Source organism: Nocardia sp. NBC_01499, from assembly GCF_045040275.1.
Lineage (GTDB): Bacteria > Actinomycetota > Actinomycetes > Mycobacteriales > Mycobacteriaceae > Nocardia.
In genome coordinates this window covers 1,996,909-2,013,016 of record NZ_CP109426.1, presented here as the reverse complement: position 1 = coordinate 2,013,016, position 16,108 = coordinate 1,996,909, and the positions used below count along the sequence as shown (strand labels likewise).

The 16,108-nt window shown below is 67.8% G+C and carries 17 protein-coding genes; 11 read left to right on the top strand and 6 right to left on the bottom strand.

Annotation, left to right across the window (positions count from 1 at the left end):
• The first annotated feature begins 166 nt into the window (after window positions 1-166).
• From OG203_RS09135 to OG203_RS09110, 6 genes are all read left to right on the top strand, one after another.
• Window positions 167-1,387 (top strand): AAA family ATPase, encoded by a 1,221-nt coding sequence (locus OG203_RS09135; protein ID WP_405165244.1) that lies wholly within the window; start codon window positions 167-169, stop codon window positions 1,385-1,387.
• Between the two features lie 26 nt (window positions 1,388-1,413).
• The gene (locus OG203_RS09130) at window positions 1,414-2,370 is read left to right on the top strand and encodes a DUF58 domain-containing protein (RefSeq protein WP_405165243.1); all 957 of its coding nucleotides are present in this window, start codon (window positions 1,414-1,416) and stop codon (window positions 2,368-2,370) included.
• Window positions 2,367-3,371: a VWA domain-containing protein gene (locus OG203_RS09125; RefSeq protein WP_405165242.1), complete on the top strand. Its 1,005-nt coding sequence runs from the start codon at window positions 2,367-2,369 to the stop codon at window positions 3,369-3,371. Before OG203_RS09130 ends, OG203_RS09125 begins: the two co-directional genes overlap by 4 nt.
• Before the next feature lie 114 nt (window positions 3,372-3,485).
• Window positions 3,486-4,208 carry a 3-oxoacyl-ACP reductase FabG1 gene (fabG1, locus tag OG203_RS09120; protein ID WP_405165241.1) on the top strand — a complete coding sequence of 241 codons (723 nt, stop codon included), beginning with the start codon at window positions 3,486-3,488 and terminating at the stop codon, window positions 4,206-4,208.
• Between the two features lie 45 nt (window positions 4,209-4,253).
• Window positions 4,254-5,090: an NADH-dependent enoyl-ACP reductase InhA gene (gene inhA / locus OG203_RS09115; RefSeq protein WP_405165240.1), complete on the top strand. Its 837-nt coding sequence runs from the start codon at window positions 4,254-4,256 to the stop codon at window positions 5,088-5,090.
• 18 nt (window positions 5,091-5,108) lie between these two features.
• Window positions 5,109-6,164: a ferrochelatase gene (locus tag OG203_RS09110; RefSeq protein WP_405165239.1), complete on the top strand. Its 1,056-nt coding sequence runs from the start codon at window positions 5,109-5,111 to the stop codon at window positions 6,162-6,164.
• 21 nt (window positions 6,165-6,185) lie between these two features.
• Here the strand turns inward: OG203_RS09110 and OG203_RS09105 are convergent, their stop codons facing one another.
• The 3 genes from OG203_RS09105 to OG203_RS09095 all read right to left on the bottom strand — a co-directional run bounded on the left by OG203_RS09105 (window position 6,186) and on the right by OG203_RS09095 (window position 8,808).
• On the bottom strand, window positions 6,186-6,938 hold the full coding sequence (locus OG203_RS09105) for a serine protease (RefSeq protein ID WP_405165238.1): 753 nt from the start codon (window positions 6,936-6,938) through the stop codon (window positions 6,186-6,188).
• 149 nt (window positions 6,939-7,087) lie between these two features.
• The gene (locus OG203_RS09100; protein WP_405165237.1) at window positions 7,088-7,903 is read right to left on the bottom strand and encodes a hypothetical protein; all 816 of its coding nucleotides are present in this window, start codon (window positions 7,901-7,903) and stop codon (window positions 7,088-7,090) included.
• Between the two features lie 89 nt (window positions 7,904-7,992).
• Window positions 7,993-8,808 carry a DUF3097 domain-containing protein gene (locus tag OG203_RS09095; protein ID WP_405165236.1) on the bottom strand — a complete coding sequence of 272 codons (816 nt, stop codon included), beginning with the start codon at window positions 8,806-8,808 and terminating at the stop codon, window positions 7,993-7,995.
• A 138-nt stretch (window positions 8,809-8,946) separates the two neighbouring features.
• Between OG203_RS09095 and OG203_RS09090 the strand changes: the two genes are divergently transcribed.
• From OG203_RS09090 to OG203_RS09075, 4 genes are all read left to right on the top strand, one after another.
• Window positions 8,947-9,378: an NfeD family protein gene (locus OG203_RS09090; RefSeq protein ID WP_405165235.1), complete on the top strand. Its 432-nt coding sequence runs from the start codon at window positions 8,947-8,949 to the stop codon at window positions 9,376-9,378.
• Window positions 9,378-10,697 carry an SPFH domain-containing protein gene (locus OG203_RS09085; RefSeq protein WP_405165234.1) on the top strand — a complete coding sequence of 440 codons (1,320 nt, stop codon included), beginning with the start codon at window positions 9,378-9,380 and terminating at the stop codon, window positions 10,695-10,697. Before OG203_RS09090 ends, OG203_RS09085 begins: the two co-directional genes overlap by 1 nt.
• 54 nt (window positions 10,698-10,751) lie before the next feature.
• Complete coding sequence (locus OG203_RS09080) at window positions 10,752-10,889, top strand: hypothetical protein (protein ID WP_405165233.1); 138 nt, start codon at window positions 10,752-10,754, stop codon at window positions 10,887-10,889.
• A gap of 276 nt (window positions 10,890-11,165) precedes the next feature.
• Window positions 11,166-11,843, top strand: a complete 678-nt coding sequence (locus OG203_RS09075) for an O-methyltransferase (RefSeq protein ID WP_405165232.1) — start codon at window positions 11,166-11,168, stop codon at window positions 11,841-11,843.
• Window positions 11,844-12,115: 272 nt separating this feature from the next.
• Here the strand turns inward: OG203_RS09075 and OG203_RS09070 are convergent, their stop codons facing one another.
• Genes OG203_RS09070 through OG203_RS09060 form a run of 3 tightly spaced genes read right to left on the bottom strand, consistent with a single transcriptional unit; the run spans window position 12,116 to window position 14,471 of the window.
• Window positions 12,116-12,688, bottom strand: a complete 573-nt coding sequence (locus tag OG203_RS09070) for an exonuclease domain-containing protein (protein ID WP_405165231.1) — start codon at window positions 12,686-12,688, stop codon at window positions 12,116-12,118.
• Window positions 12,689-12,742: 54 nt separating this feature from the next.
• Window positions 12,743-13,738, bottom strand: coding sequence for a zinc-binding dehydrogenase (locus tag OG203_RS09065; RefSeq protein WP_405165230.1), 996 nt, complete (start codon window positions 13,736-13,738; stop codon window positions 12,743-12,745).
• Between the two features lie 52 nt (window positions 13,739-13,790).
• Window positions 13,791-14,471: a TetR/AcrR family transcriptional regulator gene (locus OG203_RS09060; protein WP_405165229.1), complete on the bottom strand. Its 681-nt coding sequence runs from the start codon at window positions 14,469-14,471 to the stop codon at window positions 13,791-13,793.
• Window positions 14,472-14,562: 91 nt separating this feature from the next.
• On the opposite strand from OG203_RS09060, the gene OG203_RS09055 reads away from it, so the two are divergent.
• Window positions 14,563-16,068: an MFS transporter gene (locus OG203_RS09055; RefSeq protein WP_405165228.1), complete on the top strand. Its 1,506-nt coding sequence runs from the start codon at window positions 14,563-14,565 to the stop codon at window positions 16,066-16,068.
• Window positions 16,069-16,108 lie beyond the last annotated feature (40 nt).

Sequence of the window (16,108 nt, the reverse complement as noted above, 5' to 3'; positions counted from 1 at the left end):
CGCTTGCGAGTGCGGATGCACGAGGCCGCATACTTGCCCGAGCCGTGCATGGCGAACCGGACACCTGAACCTTTGAATTCCCTTCATGTCGGGTCCGGTTGCGGCACATACGGCCATTACCTGGAATAGTTGTGGCAGCACGCACAGGACCAAGGCGAAAGCGGGGATGTTGGTGACTTCGACAGACGGTGTGAGCGGGACGAATTTGGCGAAAGATGCGCCAGCGTCCACGCCTAACACCCTGGAGCGTGACGTCCAGATCCTGGAGAAGGCGATCTACGAGGTCAAGCGGGTAATCGTCGGCCAGGATCGGCTGGTCGAGCGGCTGCTTGTCGGCGTGCTCGCGCGTGGTCACGTGCTGCTCGAAGGCGTGCCTGGCATCGCGAAGACGCTGGCCGTGGAGACCTTCGCCAAGGTGGTCGGCGGCTCGTTCTCCCGGGTGCAGTTCACCCCGGACCTGGTGCCGACCGACCTCATCGGTACCCGTATCTACCGGCAGGGCCGCGAGGAATTCGACACCGAACTCGGCCCGGTCGTCGCGAACTTCGTGCTCGCCGACGAGATCAACCGCGCGCCCGCGAAGGTGCAGTCGGCATTGCTCGAGGTCATGGCCGAGCGGCACGTGTCGATCGGCGGCAAGACCTACCCGATGCCGAATCCGTTCCTGGTGATGGCGACGCAGAACCCGATCGAGAGCGAGGGCGTGTACCCGCTGCCCGAGGCGCAGCGCGACCGCTTCCTGTTCAAGGTCGTCGTCGACTACCCCTCGGTCGAGGAGGAACGCGAGATCATCTACCGGATGGGTGTCACCCCGCCGGAGGCGACGCGCATCCTGGCCCCGGAGGAGGTCGTCCGGCTGCAGCAGGTCGCGTCGAGCATCTTCGTGCACCACGCGCTGGTCGACTACGTGGTCAGGGTGATCGCGGCGACCCGCAAGCCCGCCGACTTCGGCATGCAGGACGTGGCGAGCTGGATCGCCTACGGCGCCTCCCCGCGCGCCAGCCTCGGCATCATCGCCGCGGCCCGCGCCGTCGCGCTGATCCGCGGCCGCGACTACGTGGTGCCGCAGGACGTGGTCGAGGTCATCCCGGATGTGCTGCGGCACCGGCTGGTGCTGTCCTACGACGCGCTCGCCGACGAGATCAGCCCGGAGGAAGTGATCAAGCGGGTGCTGCAGACCGTCGGCATGCCGCAGGTCGCACCGCAGGCCGTCGCACCGGGCGCGCCCGCCGCTCCCGGCGTCGGTTCCGGTGCGCCGCAACAGGTTTCGCAGCAGAACGGGCCGCAGCCCGCGCAGCAACCGCAGCAGCAGAGCGTCCCGCAGCCCGTGCCGCAGGCGCCGAACGGGCAGCAGTCCCAGCCCGCCGGCAACGTTCAGAACAAGTGACCGCGGCGCCGGAACCGCTTCCTGCCGTGGCAACCCCTTCGCACGCTCCGCCCTCGTTCCACGCAGGCGAGCTGACCGACCCGCGGCTGGCCGCGGCGCTGAAAACGCTCGAGCTCACGGTGCGCCGCAGGCTCGACGGCGTGCTGCACGGCGACCACCTCGGCCTGATCCCCGGCCCCGGTTCCGAGCCGGGCGAGGCACGCACCTATCAGCCGGGTGACGATGTGCGGCAAATGGATTGGTCGGTCACCGCCCGCACCACCCACCCGCACGTGCGCCAGACGATCGCCGATCGGGAGCTGGAAACCTGGATGGTCGTCGACCTGTCGGCCAGCCTCGACTTCGGCACTGCGCTGTGCCAGAAGCGCGACCTCGCCATCGCCGCCGCGGCCGCGATCACCCATCTCACCAGCGGCGGCGGCAACCGGATCGGCGCCGTCGTCGCGACCGGCGAGGAACTGGTCAGGGTGCCGGCCCGCAGCGGACGGGTGCACGCCCAGTCGCTGCTGCGCAGCATCGCGACCACGCCGCACGCCCGCGACGGCGTGCGCGGCGATCTGCGCGGCGGCATCGAATCGCTGCGCCGCCCGCAACGCAAGCGCGGACTCGCGGTGATCATCAGCGACTTCCTCGGCGATATCGACTGGCAGCGTTCGCTGCGCGCCATCTCGGCGCGGCACGACCTGCTCGCGGTGGAGGTGCTCGACCCGCGCGACCTGTCGCTGCCCGATGTCGGCGACGTCGTGCTGCACGATCCAGAAACCGGGCGCACCCGCGAATTCAGCGTGACCCCAACGCTGCGCGCCGATTTCGCGGCCGCCGCGCAACGGCACCGGAATCAGGTCGAAGAGGCGTTGCGCAGCTGCGGCGCGCCGGTGCTCACCCTGCAGACCGATCGGGACTGGATCTCCGACGTGGTCCGGTTCGTCTCCACCCGGCGCCACAGCTTGGGCGCCCCGAGCGGGCGGGTGCCACGCCAGTGAGTATTTCGCATTTCACCGCGCAGATCTGGCTCGGATTCCTTGCCGTCGTCGCTCTGATCGCGCTCGGCTACATCCTGGTCCAGCGCAGCAGGCACAAGCACATGCTGCAGTTCAGCAACATGGAGCTGCTGGAGAAGGTCGCCCCGTCGCGGCCGAGCCAGTTCCGGCACGTGCCCGTCGCGCTGATGCTGGTCGGCCTGATCTTTCTCACCGTCGCGGCCGCCGGGCCGACTGCGGTCAAGAAGGTGCCGCGCAACCGCGCGACCGTCATTCTGGTGATGGACGTTTCGTTGTCCATGGAGGCCACCGACGTGCCGCCGACACGGCTGCAGGTGGCGCAGAAGGCGGGCAAGGAGTTCGTCGACGGTCTCACCCCCGGCATCAACCTCGGCTTCGTCACCTTCGCGGGCACCGCCTCGGTGATGGTCTCGCCGACCACGAACCGGGAAGCCGTCAAGGCCGCTATCGACAACATCAAGCTGGCTGAACGGACCGCGACCGGCGAGGGCATCTTCACCGCGCTCAATTCCATCGACACCCTCGCTACCGTGCTCGGCGGCGCGGATACGCCGCCGCCCGCGCGCATCGTGCTGATGTCGGACGGTAAGCAGACCGTGCCCGACGACAAGGACGTCGACAATCCGCGGCACGGCTTCACCGCAGCGCGGCTGGCCAAGAACAAGGGCGTGCCGGTGTCGACGATCTCGTTCGGTACCGAGTGGGGGTCGGTGGAGATCCCTGACCAGGACGGACAGGGTTCGCAGCGGGTCAAGGTGCCCGTCGACAACGACTCGTTGCGCGAGATCGCCAAGCTCTCCGGCGGCGATTTCTACACCGCGTCGAGCCTCGCGGAACTGACCGCCGTCTACGACACCCTCGAACAGCAGATCGGCTACGAGATGACCAGGGGTGACGCGAGCCGACCCTGGTTGTTGCTCGGCATGCTGCTGGTCGCCGCCGGCGTCGTCACCGGCTTGCTTTATCGTCAACGCCTGCCGTAACGCCATGCGACTGTGGCTTCCCACCATGCTGCGGCCTCGCGCATCCGCGGCTCGCAAGCGCTTCCTGCGGAGCCAGGGCGCGGCGTCCGAACCTCACCAGATAGGTTGATCGTCATGTCGAACATCACATCCCGGTCTGTCCTCGTTACCGGCGGCAATCGCGGCATCGGTCTCGCGGTCGCGCAGCGGCTGCTCGCCGATGGTCACAAGGTTGCCGTCACGCATCGCGGATCGGGCGTGCCGGACGGCCTGCTCGGCGTGAAATGCGATGTGACCGACTCGGAATCGGTGGACCGCGCGTTCACCGAGGTCGAGGAGAAGCAGGGTCCCGTCGAGGTGCTCGTCGCCAATGCGGGCATCGTCGACAACACGCTGCTGATGCGGATGAGCGAAGAGCAGTTCACCCGCGTCATCGACGCCAACCTCACCGGCGCTTTCCGCTGCGCCAAGCGGGCCAACCGTGCCATGTTGCGCGCGAAGTTCGGCCGGATCATCTTCATCGGCTCGGTGGTCGGCCTCAAGGGTGGACCGGGACAGATCAACTACGCCGCGTCCAAGGCGGGTCTGGTCGGGATGGCGCGTGCGATCACCGTGGAGGTCGGATCGCGCAACATCACCGCCAACGTCGTCGCGCCCGGGCTGATCGACACCGACATGACCCGGGAAGATATGACCGAGGAAATGCGCGAGCTGGTGCTGAAGTACGGCATTCCGGCCAAGCGGATCGGCCAGCCGGAGGAGGTCGCTGGCGCGATCAGCTTCCTGGCCTCCGACGACGCGGGCTACATCACCGGCGCCGTCATCCCGGTCGACGGCGGCTTGGGCATCGGCCACTAGTCTTTCCCCTGCACCACACCTCGACTTCAGGAGAACCGAAAACCCATGGGCGGACTGCTCGAAGGTAAGACCATTCTGGTCACCGGCATCATCACCGACTCGTCGATCGCGTTCCACGCGGCCGCCGTCGCGCAGGAGCAGGGCGCGAAGGTGATCATCACCGGCATTCCGGAGCGGCTGCGGCTGATCGACCGGATCGCCAAGCGGCTGCCGCAAGAGGTCCCCCCGGCCATCCCGCTCGACGTCACCAACGAGGAGAACCTCGCCGAGCTGGCGGACAAGGTGCGCGAGCTGGCGCCCGAGGGCGTCGACGGCGTGCTGCACTCGATCGCGTTCGCGCCGCGCACCCTGATGGGTCCTGAAGCGCTGCCGTTCCTCGACGGCCCTGGCCCGGACGCGGCCAAGGCGTTCGAGATCTCGGCGTGGAGTTACGCGTCGCTGGCCCGCGCGGTGCTGCCGGTGATGAACGAGCGCGGCTCGATCGTCGGCATGGACTTCGATCCGCGCACGGCGATGCCGTTCTACAACTGGATGGGTGTGGCGAAGGCCGCGCTCGAGTCGGTCAACCGGTACGTGGCGCGAGAGGTGGGCGCCGCCAAGAAGATTCGCTCGAACCTGGTTGCCGCCGGTCCGATCAAGACCCTGGCCGCCAAGGCCATCGCCGGCACCGCGACCGACGACGCCGCCAAGCTGAACCAGCTCAACCAGTACTGGGACGGCGCGTCGCCGATCGGCTGGGACGTCGACGACCCGACGGTGGTCGCCAAGTCGATCGTCGCGCTGCTGTCGGACTGGCTGCCGGGCACGACCGCGTCGATCATCTACGTCGACGGCGGAGCCAGCCACAACACCTGGTTCCCCGAGGGCATGTCGATCAACTGATCTTCCCAGGAGGACATTGTGGTTCGGGCTGCCGACGCACTGCTGCTGCTGTCCTTCGGCGGCCCGGAACGCCCCGAGGACGTGATGCCGTTCCTGGAGAACGTCACTCGGGGCAGGGGAGTGCCGCGCGAACGCCTCGAAGAGGTCGCGCAGCACTACCTGCACTTCGGCGGGGTCTCGCCGATCAACGCGCTCAACCGGGACATCATCGCGGCGGTCGAAGCTGAATTGGCAACGGCCGGAATCGATCTCCCGGTGTACTTCGGCAATCGCAACTGGGCTCCGATGGTGGAGGACACCGTAGCGCGGATGGCCGCCGACGGTGTCCGCTCCGCGCTGGTGTTCCCCACCTCGGCGTGGGGCGGCTACTCCGGTTGCCTGCAGTACCACGAGGACATCGTCAGGGCCCGTACCGCTTTCGGTGCCGACGCGCCGGATCTGCTGAAGCTGCGGCAGTACTTCGACCACCCGCTGCTGATCGAGGCCTTCGCCGACGCCATTCGCGCCGCGCGGCAAGAACTTCCGGCCGACCGGCGGGACGGTGCACGCCTCGTGTTCACCGCGCACTCCATTCCGGTCACCGCCGACACCGCTGCGGGCCCGCCCGCCGACGGCGGCCATCTGTACAGTCGGCAGGTCGCCGAGGCCGCCCGATTGGCTGCCGTAGCAACCGGTTTCACCGATTACGACGTTGTCTGGCAGTCCCGGTCCGGCCCACCCCAGGTCCCGTGGCTCGACCCCGATATCGTCGACCACCTCGACGACCTTGCCGCTAAAGACGTGGATGCGGTCATTGTCTGCCCCGTCGGCTTCGTGTCCGATCACCTCGAGGTGATCTGGGATCTGGACAACGAGGCAAAGGAAAAAGCGGCTGAACTCGGCATGGCCTTCGCCCGCGCCGCCACCCCGGGTACCGACCCGCGTTTCGCTCGACTGGTTGTCGAACTGATCGATGAACAGTTGAACGACACCGCTTCTCGCCATCTTGGCGAGGTCTCCGGCTATGGATGCACGCTCAACGGAGAGCCGTGCGCCATCGGATGCTGCGCGCTGCCCGCCCGCCCGAAACGCTGACCTCCAGCAGGCTGCCTTCGGTCAGAGCGTGACCGTGGACAGCTTGGTGTAGACGCCCGGAAAACCCGGGCGCGCAGCGCCTTTACCCCATGACGTGATCCCGACCAGCTGTCCGTCCACGAGAAGTGGCCCGCCGCTGTCATAGGTGGCCGTGTCGGCCTCGGTGGAACCGGCGCACAGCATTTCGCTCGGCACGAACGCGGAGCCGTACGCCGCGTCGCAGTCGGCGTCGGGGCGGAGTGGGACGGTCGCGGTGCGCAGGTGGGTGTTGGTGTCGTCGTCTTCGGAGGTGGCGCCCCAGCCGAGGACGGTGCCGGTGTTCGATTGGGGTGCGCCGATTTTCGCGAAGGGACCGGGCTGGGGACGGTCGATGGTGAGCAGGGCGAGGTCGTTGTGGTGGACGGATTCGCCGTCGAAATCGGTGTTGTGGTAGCCGGGGTGGATGCGAACGTCCTTGACGTGCACCGTGACTCCGTCGGAATCGCGTAAGTCGGTGCGGCCGAAGGTGACGGTGACCGCGTGCGGAACCAACTGGGCGAGATCCACGCAGTGCGCCGCGGTGAGCACCTGGTCCGGTGCGATGAGCACGCCGCCACAGAACTGGCCGGCGGCCCTGGTGAGGAACAGGGGGCTGCCTACGGCGCCGAGCCAGGGGTAGGCGCTCGCGTCGGTTTCGGTGCCGCCGACGATCGCCGAGGCGGGCGCGGCGGCGGGCAGGCCGAGGGCGAGCAGCGCGGCGACGAGGGCCGTCGCGCCGCGACGCGGGAGCTGCATGTCATACCGCCTGGTGAGAGGGCCGATGGGTGGACCCATTCAATCAGAAAGTCGGCCGCGGCGGGTGCAGGGTCCGTAGGGTCCGTGTTGCCCGATTCCTCGGGTTCCGTGTCGGTCGCGCGTTCGAAGTCCCTGGGGCGCGCCCGAACTCACGGTGTGCTGCGCGCCGCCGCGTGAATGGCCACCAAGCGCGCGGCGCGGATCGCGTCCCACAGCGGGCGTAGTAGCGACTCCTGTGCGCCGATCGCGCTGGCCGAGGTCGGCGAGGACGCCGGTTCGCGTTGCGCCACAGTGAGTATGGCGGCGACATGGTCGGCGGTGTCGAGAATCTTCCTGGCGCGCAACGGGATCGAGTCCGGGTAGTCGTGCCGGGAGTAGTCGGCGAGTTCGGCCTCGATGAGTTCCCTCGGATCCGAATCGGCCGAACCGATCGAGGTGGTGTGCAGCTGCAGCAGTGCGTCGGCGGCGTCGCGGACCGCTTCGCGCATCGCGTATTCGGCCTCGCCGAGCGACATGTCCTGGCCGGGCACCGGTGGAATCGGGGTGCTGTAGACGGCCCACTGGAGGGTGTCCTCGTCGGTCCACTGCGGGATCAGGCCGGTGCCTTCGGTGCCGGGCACGCCGATCAGCAGGCCCTCCTCCGCCTCGATGGCGTCGGCGGCGAAGGCCGTGCCGGTGGGCAGGCCGCGCACATCGCCCGGCACTGGAAGCACAAGCCGCAGCTGTGCGCCCGGCTGCGCCATGCCCTCGCGAATCACCTTGAGCAGCGCCATCATTCCGGTACCGGGCAGGTTGCCTCGGGACGACCACGGCAGGTCGGTGCGGCCGCCGGTGACCGGGTCACCGGCGGCGATGGTGTGCTGGGGCGCCCACGCGTGCAGGGCCTCCAATACGTCGTCGGGCGCGCTACAGCCGGCCAGCCATGAGCCGGCCCACACCGTCAGCGTGGCACTAGGAGAGCACATAATTATCGAGCATAAAGGGTGACGGTTATTCGTGGGCATTCCCGGAAAGGGCATTCCTGAGCAGCGGTGCGAGTCGGTCCCGCGACGTGCTATTCCGGTTCGGTGACGAAGTCGATGAGCCGTTCGACGGCCCCGATGAGCGGCGCCTCCAAGTCGCGGAAGGACTCGACGGCGTTGTACACGCGACGCCAGCCTTCCTGCGGGGTGCCCCAACCCAATCGATCACAAATGCCGGTTTTCCAGTCCTCGCCGCGCGGCACGTCCGGCCACGCGGCGATCCCGACGGTCGCCGGGCGCACCGCCTGCCAGACATCGATGTACGGATGACCGGTGACCAGCACATTCGCGCCGAGCCCGGTGGTGAGCTGAGTTTCCTTTGACCCGGTGACCAGGTGGTCGACCAGCACTCCGACCCGGCGGCCGGGTCCCGGTGCGAACTCGGTGAGCCGTTCGCCCAGATTGTCCAGCCCCTCGAGATGCTCGACGACGACGCCTTCGACCCGAAGATCGTGCCCCCAGACCCGCTCGACCAGCGCGGCGTCGTGCACGCCCTCCACCCAGATCCGGCTGGTCCGTGCGACGCGCGCACGCAGACCCTCCACTCGGGTCGAGCCGGACGCGGAACGGGTCTCCTTCTTCGGCGCCGCGGCCGTCGGCCGGACCAACGTCACCGGCTCGCCGTCGATGAGGAACGCGGCTTCGCGCAGTGCGAACAGTCGCACCGCGCCGCGCGCGTCCTCGAGTTTCACGAACTCGCCGTCGTAGCTGCGATCGAAACCGACAACGGCACCGCAGAATCCGCTGGCCGCGTCCTCAACGACCAGGTCGCGATCCGCCGTTACCTGCGGTACCGCCCGCTTTTTCGCTCGGGAATGTCCGGAGAAGATGTCGCCGCCGTAGCTCACCCGCCTGAAGCTAGCACCGCCGCTGGCGATTTCGATACCGCGGCTCGGTCGGCGCGGGCGCGCGATTCGTGATTCACCCGAGATCTGTAGTCGTGTCAGTGCGACCCGAGATCATGTTCTGCCTACTAGAGTGGTTTTGTGGCCGCAATAGTCTGGCTGGTCGCGGGCATCTTGCTCGCGGCGGCGGAGATGCTCACCGGGGACCTGACGCTGCTCATGCTCGGTGTCGCCGCGCTCGGCACGGCGGGTGTCAGCGCTGTCGCGGACACCACGCTGGTGGTCGATGCCATCGTGTTCGGCGTGTTGACGCTCGTGCTGTTCCTCGGCGTGCGCCCGCTGCTGCGGCGCCGCTTCGGCACGCCGCCGCCGACTCCGACGAACGTGGATGCGCTGCAGGGTAAGTCGGCGCTGGTGCTCGAGCAGGTCGCCGAGCATTCCGGCCAGGTGAAACTGGGCGGGGAGGTCTGGTCCGCGCGGCCGATGGACGAGTCCGACGTTTATGAACCGGGTACGAAGGTGTATGTCATGAGGATCGAAGGCGCGACCGCCGTCGTCTGGAAGGGGCCGTAATGGCTGTACTGATCGTTGCCGCCGTACTCGTGCTTTTGGTAGTGGTGGTGGTGTTCAAGTCGATCGCGCTGGTGCCGCAGGCCGAGGCGGCGGTGATCGAGCGGCTCGGCCGGTATTCGCGCACGGTGTCGGGCCAGCTGACGTTCCTCGTCCCGTTCGCCGACCGCATCCGCGCCAAGGTGGATCTGCGCGAGCGGGTGGTGTCGTTCCCGCCGCAGCCGGTGATCACCGAGGACAACCTCACGCTGCACATCGACACCGTGGTGTATTTCCAGGTAACCAGCCCGCAGGCCGCGGTATACGAGATCAGTAACTACATCGCCGCGGTCGAGCAGCTCACCGTCACCACGCTGCGCAACGTGGTCGGCGGCATGACCCTGGAACAGACGCTGACCTCCCGCGATCAGATCAACGGGCAGCTGCGCGGCGTGCTCGACGAGGCGACCGGGCGCTGGGGCCTTCGGGTGGCGCGGGTCGAGCTGAAGAGCATCGATCCGCCCGCGTCGATCCAGGAGTCGATGGAAAAGCAGATGAAGGCCGACCGCGAGAAGCGCGCCATGATCCTCACCGCAGAGGGCACCCGCGAATCGCAGATCAAGATGGCCGAGGGCTCCAAGCAGGCGCAGGTGCTCTCCGCCGAGGGCGCCAAGCAGTCGGCGATCCTGGAGGCCGAAGGTGAACGGCAGAGCCGCATCCTGCGCGCGCAGGGTGAGCGGGCCGCCTCCTACCTGCAGGCGCAAGGCCAGGCCAAGGCCATCGAAAAGGTCTTCGCCGCAATCAAGAACGGCAAGCCGACGCCGGAACTGCTTGCCTACCAATACATGCAGACGCTGCCGATGGTCGCGCGCGGCGACGCCAACAAGGTGTGGCTGGTGCCGAGCGACTTCGGCAAGGCCCTCGAAGGATTCGCGACGAGCTTCGGCAGCAAGGGCGAGGACGGCATCTTCCGCTACGAGCCGCCCGCCTCCGACGGCGCGACGGTCAAGGTGGAGGACGACTCCGACGACGTCGCCGACTGGTTCGACACCGCACCCGACCCCACCATCGAGCGCGCGGTCCGCGCGGCGGAAGAGACCGCTCGCAAGTCGGTGGACGGCCTGATGACCGCAGCGACTTCCGTTCCGCAGCAACCGGTCTCGCCGCATCAGCCGGTGATGCCGCCGCGCGAGGAGGCCTACCCGCCGCGCGAGGAGTCGCCGCAGCCGCCGCAACAACAGCAGCTGCCGCAACAACAGCCGCCACAGCAGCAACCGCCGGTCTACCGCCCCGACGACCCGCACGGTCGGCCGTGGCAGCCGCCGGAGAACTTCTCGAAGTAGGTAGTTCGTCGAAGTAGGCGGGCCCCGGGGGTTATGCGAACCAGGCGGGAACTAGTGGCCGAATCGCTGACCCGCACCGAAGTCCACCGCCAAGCCAGCGGCTGGCTAGCCGAAGCCCACCGCCTCCACCCCACCGCCCGCTACGCCGAACACTATGCCGCCCAAGCCCGCTCGTCCCTCGGCGACACCTAACACGGCATCCGCAGATTCCTCCCACCCCGTCGCCCTCGACCACATCGACCGCTGGCCCCTTCCCAGCACCGACCCCCCATGATCAACGGAACATAGTGGCGACCAAAGTAACCCCGCCACCACGTCCCGCTGGTCGTGTACGCGACCGCTCCGCCGCCCGTTTCAAGATCATGGGGAACTGGTGGCGGCTCCTTCTCGAACGATGCCGCCATCAGTTCCCCATGATCTTGAAACGGATCCGGGCGGGGGGTTGGTTGCGGTGGCAGACTGCGAAGTATGACTTCAACTGAATGGGCCGATGTGGATGGCTACATCGTGGACACCCTGGTGCAGGATGCGGCGACGGCGGCCGCGCTGACGGCCAATGCGGCGGCGGACCTGCCCGCGATCGATGTTTCTCCGCCGCAAGGGAAGTTCCTGTATCTGCTCGCGCGGACGGCGCGGGCGCGGCGGGTGCTCGAGATCGGCACGCTCGGCGGGTACAGCACGATTTGGCTCGCGCGCGCGGTCGGCGCGAAGGGGCAGGTGGTCACCTTCGAGTTCAAGCCCGAGCATGCCGAGGTCGCGCGCAAGAACCTCGACAGCGCGGGCGTCGGCGACCGCGTCGACATTCGCGTCGGCGCGGCCCTGGACAGCCTCCCCGCGGTGGCCGAGGAACATCCCGAACCGTTCGACCTGGTGTTCATCGACGCCGACAAGGTCAACAACTCGAACTACGTCCAGTGGGCGCTGCGCCTGACCCGCCCCGGTTCGGTGATCATCGTCGACAATGTCGTCCGCAGGGGCGGCCTCGCCGACGCGACCTCCGAAGACGCGGCGATCCGCGCCAGCCGCGCCGTCCTCGAGCTGTTCGCCGCCGAGCCCACCCTGGACGCCACCGTCCTGCAGACCGTCGGCAGCAAAGGCTGGGACGGCTTCGCCTACGCCGTAGTGAACGGCGACCCAACCGACTGAGTCCGCGCGATTGTGAACGGCTAGGGCGCGCGATCGTGGGCGACGATCCGAGGCTGGGAACGCGAGTTCGCGAACGGCGGTCCGGGACTGGGAACGCGAGTTCGCGGACGGCGGTCCGAGTCAGGGAACGCGAGCTTGCGAACGGCGGTCCGAGTCAGGGAACGCGAGTTCGCGGATGGCGGTCCGAGTCTGGGAACGTGAGCTCGCGGACGGCGGGCCGGTCGACGTCGTCCGCGATCAATCGCGCAGCGCGCCAGCGGAGTTCGGATGGATCACTCCGTATTCGTCACCCGCCACGCGCTGCGTCCCGCGATATCGAGCACCAGGGCCGCGATGTTCCACGCGTCGTCCGTACCGCTATGGTGCCGTCCCTCGAGCGGAAGCCCGGCGATGTGCAGCGCTCCTGCCATCCCTTGGCGCCGCTCGAGGGCATAAGCCTCGCTGAAGAGCAGCTTGGCGTTGGTGTGCCGATGGCTGAACGGGTAGGCGGCGTTCGTGGCGGCACATTGGCTGAGGAACTGCTTGCGGTCGTAGTCGCCCCAGCTGGCCCACGGCCGTTGCCCCGCCTCGTGCTCGGTTGCCAGCAACCGGCACGCGGCGGCGAAGTCGACACCCGTATCGACTTCGTCCTGGGTGAGCCCGGTCAGTTCGGTGCAGAATTCGCTCACCGTGGAACGGGCGGGGCGGACCAGGATGCGATGCTTGCCACGCCGTTCGACCGCCGCCAAATCCACTACGGTCAAACCGATCTCGATGATCTCGCTCACCGCGCCGGGCGGCGTCGTACCGTCCCAGCAGGTCGCCTCGACATCGATGACGTTGAGCAGCTCCGTATTTCCTCCCATAAACGTCGAGCGTACGGAGGAACGACGAGGCTACTCAATCGGTTTTCGGTGCCGCTAGGGAATCAGCACGACCTTGCCGGTGGTCGCGCGGGTCTCCAACGCGTGGTGTGCGGTGGCGGCGTCGGCGAGCGGGAACGTGTGTACCGCGGGGCGTAATCGTCCGGCGCCCGCTTCGGCCATGGCGCGATCTTCGAGGACGCGAACGTCGCCACCCGCACGCTGCAGCATCGGCGGCCCGAGGACGAATTCGGAGGTGATACCGCGCGCGGCCAGTTCTGTGTCTGGAAGAGTCAGGGCTGCAGCATCTTTCGGGCTCTGGCCGGACGCACCGAAGACCAGGTGCTGCCCGCCCTTGCCGAGCAGATCGATGGCGGCGCGAGCAATGTCGCCGCCGACCGAGTCGAACAGCACGGTCGCACGACGGTCCGCGAGGAAACCTCGGACCTTTGCCGGCCAGTCCGAACCTAGATAGTCGACGGCCAGGTCGGCCCCATTGCGCTGCACCAGTTCGACTTTCGCGGCGCCACCCGCCAGGCCGATCACCGTCGCGCCAGCGTTCTTCGCGTATTGCACAAGGAGCGTGCCGATTCCACCCGCCGCGGCCGTCACGATCGCGACGCTGTCGGGGCCGAGCTCGGTGAACTGCAGAATGCCCATGGTGGTTCGGCCGGTACCGATCATCGCCACGGCCTCGGCCGGTGAGAGGCCGGACGGAATCTCGTGCAGCCGAGCAACTTCCGTCACCGCGAGCTCGGCATAACCGCCGGGCGCCATGCCGAGATGCGCAACCACTTGCTTACCGGCCCACCCGGGATCGACCTCGGCACCCACCGCGTCGATCGTCCCCGCGACCTCACGCCCCGGCACAGTAGGCAGTTCAGGAATCGGATAGGGCCCGGGCAGCCCCTTGCGCAACGCGGTATCGACAAGGTGAACACCGGCCGCCGCCACGGAGATTCGCACCTGACCCGCCCCCGGAGTCGGATCGGGAAGGGTCTCGTAGCGCAGATTGTCGGCCGGGCCGAAGGCATGAAGGCGAATCGCGTGCACGGTGGCTCCTGTTCGTGATGGTCGCCAACCACCGTGCAACATGAAGCTAGGTTCAGGTCAAGTCGGCCCGCTGCCGTGCCTGCGCCTCGAAGCCGTCGCAGAGCGCGGCCAGCCCGGCGTAGAGCAGATCCTCCTGCGACAGGTCATTGATCCCGCTGCCCTCCAGATCGGCGAGCGCGCTCGGCACCGGGAACTGTGATCTTCCTTTCAACATCGTGCGCAGCCCGTTGTCGCCCTCCGGGTTCATCCCCTTGCGCGCCATCAGCGCGGCGCTGATGTGCGGCAGGGTCGCGCCGGAGATGTGATTCCACACGGTGAACGCCATCGTCGTTGCCTCGCGCGTGGAGACATTCAGCTCGGAAAATCCCTCGACCATCCACGCCAGGCAGGCCAGACTCATCGGTCCGAAGCTGTAGCGCGGTGTCGCGAAGGTGAGCAGGACCCACGGATGTTGCTGGTAGAGCGCCCAATCGATCTCGGCGGCGATGCGGACCCGATCACGCCAGGTCCACTGCTGTCCCTCGGCCGACGGGTAGGGATTGCGCCGCGCCACCTCGTCGGTCATCTCCGCGAGCAGTTCGTCCTTGTTCGCGACGTGCCGATAGAGCGACATGGCGCCGACGCCCATCTTGTCGGCGATCCGCCGCATGGACAACGCGTCGAGGCCCTCTTCGTCGGCAAGCGTTATCGCGGTGTCGATGATGGCGGCTCGGTTGAGCTTGAGCTCAGACATCCCATGACTCACTTTCACTTCCGGGGGAGGTTGCGTACACTGTACTCCAGTTGTGCGTACGGCGTACGCGAGATGGAGAGGAAAACCCAGGATGACAGACGTTGAGGCGGTGCGCTCGGCCCAGGCGGCGCCCGCTGGCGGCTCGCGCCGTGCGTGGCTCGGCCTCGCGGTATTGCTGCTCCCGGTGCTGCTGGTGTCGATGGACATCTCGGTGCTGTTCCTGGCGATGCCGACCCTCACCGTCGACATGGACCCGTCGGCCGCCCAGCAGCTGTGGATCCTCGACATCTACGGCTTCCTGCTCGCGGGCCTGCTGATCACCATGGGCAACCTCGGTGACCGGATCGGGCGGCGCAACATCCTGCTCGTCGGCGCCACCATCTTCGGCATCGCCTCCATCCTTGCCGCCTTCGCGCCGAGCGCCGCGGTGCTCATCATCGCGCGGGCGCTGATGGGTGTCGGCGGCGCGACCCTGCTGCCGTCCAGCCTCGCCCTCATCTCCACCCTGTTCCCCGACGCGCGCGAACGGGCCGCCGCCATCGGCGTGTGGACCGCGTTCTTCGCCGGCGGCTCGGCCGTCGGCCCGATCATCGGCGGCATGCTGCTGCACAACTTCTGGTGGGGCTCGGTCTTTCTGATCAACATCCCGGTGCTGCTGATCCTGCTCGCGTTCGGGCCGTTCGTGCTGCCCGAGCACCGCGCCGGGGTGCGCGGACCGCTGGATCTGCCGAGCGTCGCGCTGTCCATCGGCGGCATCCTGCCGTTGGTGTACGGGATCAAACACGCTGCGGCCGAAGGGATCGACGCGCAGGCGATCATCATCTCGTTGATCGGCGTTGTGCTCCTGACCGTGTTCGTGCGCAGGCAGCGCACCCTCGACGACCCGCTGCTCGACCTGCACCTGTTCTCCCGCGCCGGGTTCTCGGTGGCCATCGGGTCCAGCCTGGTCGGCATGATGTCGCTGGCGGCGATGAGCTACCTCACCAGCATCTATCTCCAGTCGGTCACCGGACGCGACCCGCTCGCCGCGGCGATGTTCGGCATTCCGATGGCGATCGCGGTGTTCATCTTCTCGATGAGTGGCGCCAGGGTCGGGCACCGGTTCGGCGCACGCAACACCTTCGTGTTCGCGCTGACCGCTTCTGCCGCAGGCAATCTCATGCTGCTCGGCGTCGGCGTGCACGGTGGTCTCTGGTGGTACCTCGTCGGATCGACCATCGCCGGAATCGGTTACGGCCTCGCGTTCACCCTAGTGTCGGATGTCGCGGTGTCCTCGGTGCCCGCGGAACGCGCTGGCTCGGCCGTCGGCATCTCGGAGACCAGCTTCGAGCTCGGCAATGCGCTGGGCCTGGCGTTGCTCGGATCGCTTGCGGCACTGATCTTCCGGTCCGGCGGCGACTACTCCGCCACTCTCGGCGAGACCATTCAGGACGCGGGCGGCAACACCGCGCTGATCGAGTCCGCGCGCGAATCCTTTGTCTCCGGCATGCATATCGCGACCGCGGTCGGCGCGACGGTGCTCATCGCGATGGCGATGATCGCGCGCTTCGCCTCGCCGCCGCACGTTCGGGCGAACGCGGCCGCCGGTCACGAGTAGCGCCCCGCGAAACCAGTGGCGGTTGATCACGGCCGACGAT

Bases quoted from the DNA above. Each gene is read 5' to 3' on its own strand.
- OG203_RS09060 (WP_405165229.1), bottom strand. From the start codon at position 14,471: ATGTCTGAGCTCAAGCTCAACCGAGCCGCCATCATCGACACCGCGATA.
- OG203_RS09085 (WP_405165234.1), top strand. From the start codon at position 9,378: ATGGCTGTACTGATCGTTGCCGCCGTACTCGTGCTTTTGGTAGTGGTG.
- OG203_RS09100 (WP_405165237.1), bottom strand. From the start codon at position 7,903: ATGTGCTCTCCTAGTGCCACGCTGACGGTGTGGGCCGGCTCATGGCTG.
- OG203_RS09105 (WP_405165238.1), bottom strand. From the start codon at position 6,938: ATGCAGCTCCCGCGTCGCGGCGCGACGGCCCTCGTCGCCGCGCTGCTC.
- inhA (WP_405165240.1), top strand. From the start codon at position 4,254: ATGGGCGGACTGCTCGAAGGTAAGACCATTCTGGTCACCGGCATCATC.
- OG203_RS09055 (WP_405165228.1), top strand. From the start codon at position 14,563: ATGACAGACGTTGAGGCGGTGCGCTCGGCCCAGGCGGCGCCCGCTGGC.
- fabG1 (WP_405165241.1), top strand. From the start codon at position 3,486: ATGTCGAACATCACATCCCGGTCTGTCCTCGTTACCGGCGGCAATCGC.
- OG203_RS09075 (WP_405165232.1), top strand. From the start codon at position 11,166: ATGACTTCAACTGAATGGGCCGATGTGGATGGCTACATCGTGGACACC.
- OG203_RS09070 (WP_405165231.1), bottom strand. From the start codon at position 12,688: ATGGGAGGAAATACGGAGCTGCTCAACGTCATCGATGTCGAGGCGACC.
- OG203_RS09135 (WP_405165244.1), top strand. From the start codon at position 167: ATGTTGGTGACTTCGACAGACGGTGTGAGCGGGACGAATTTGGCGAAA.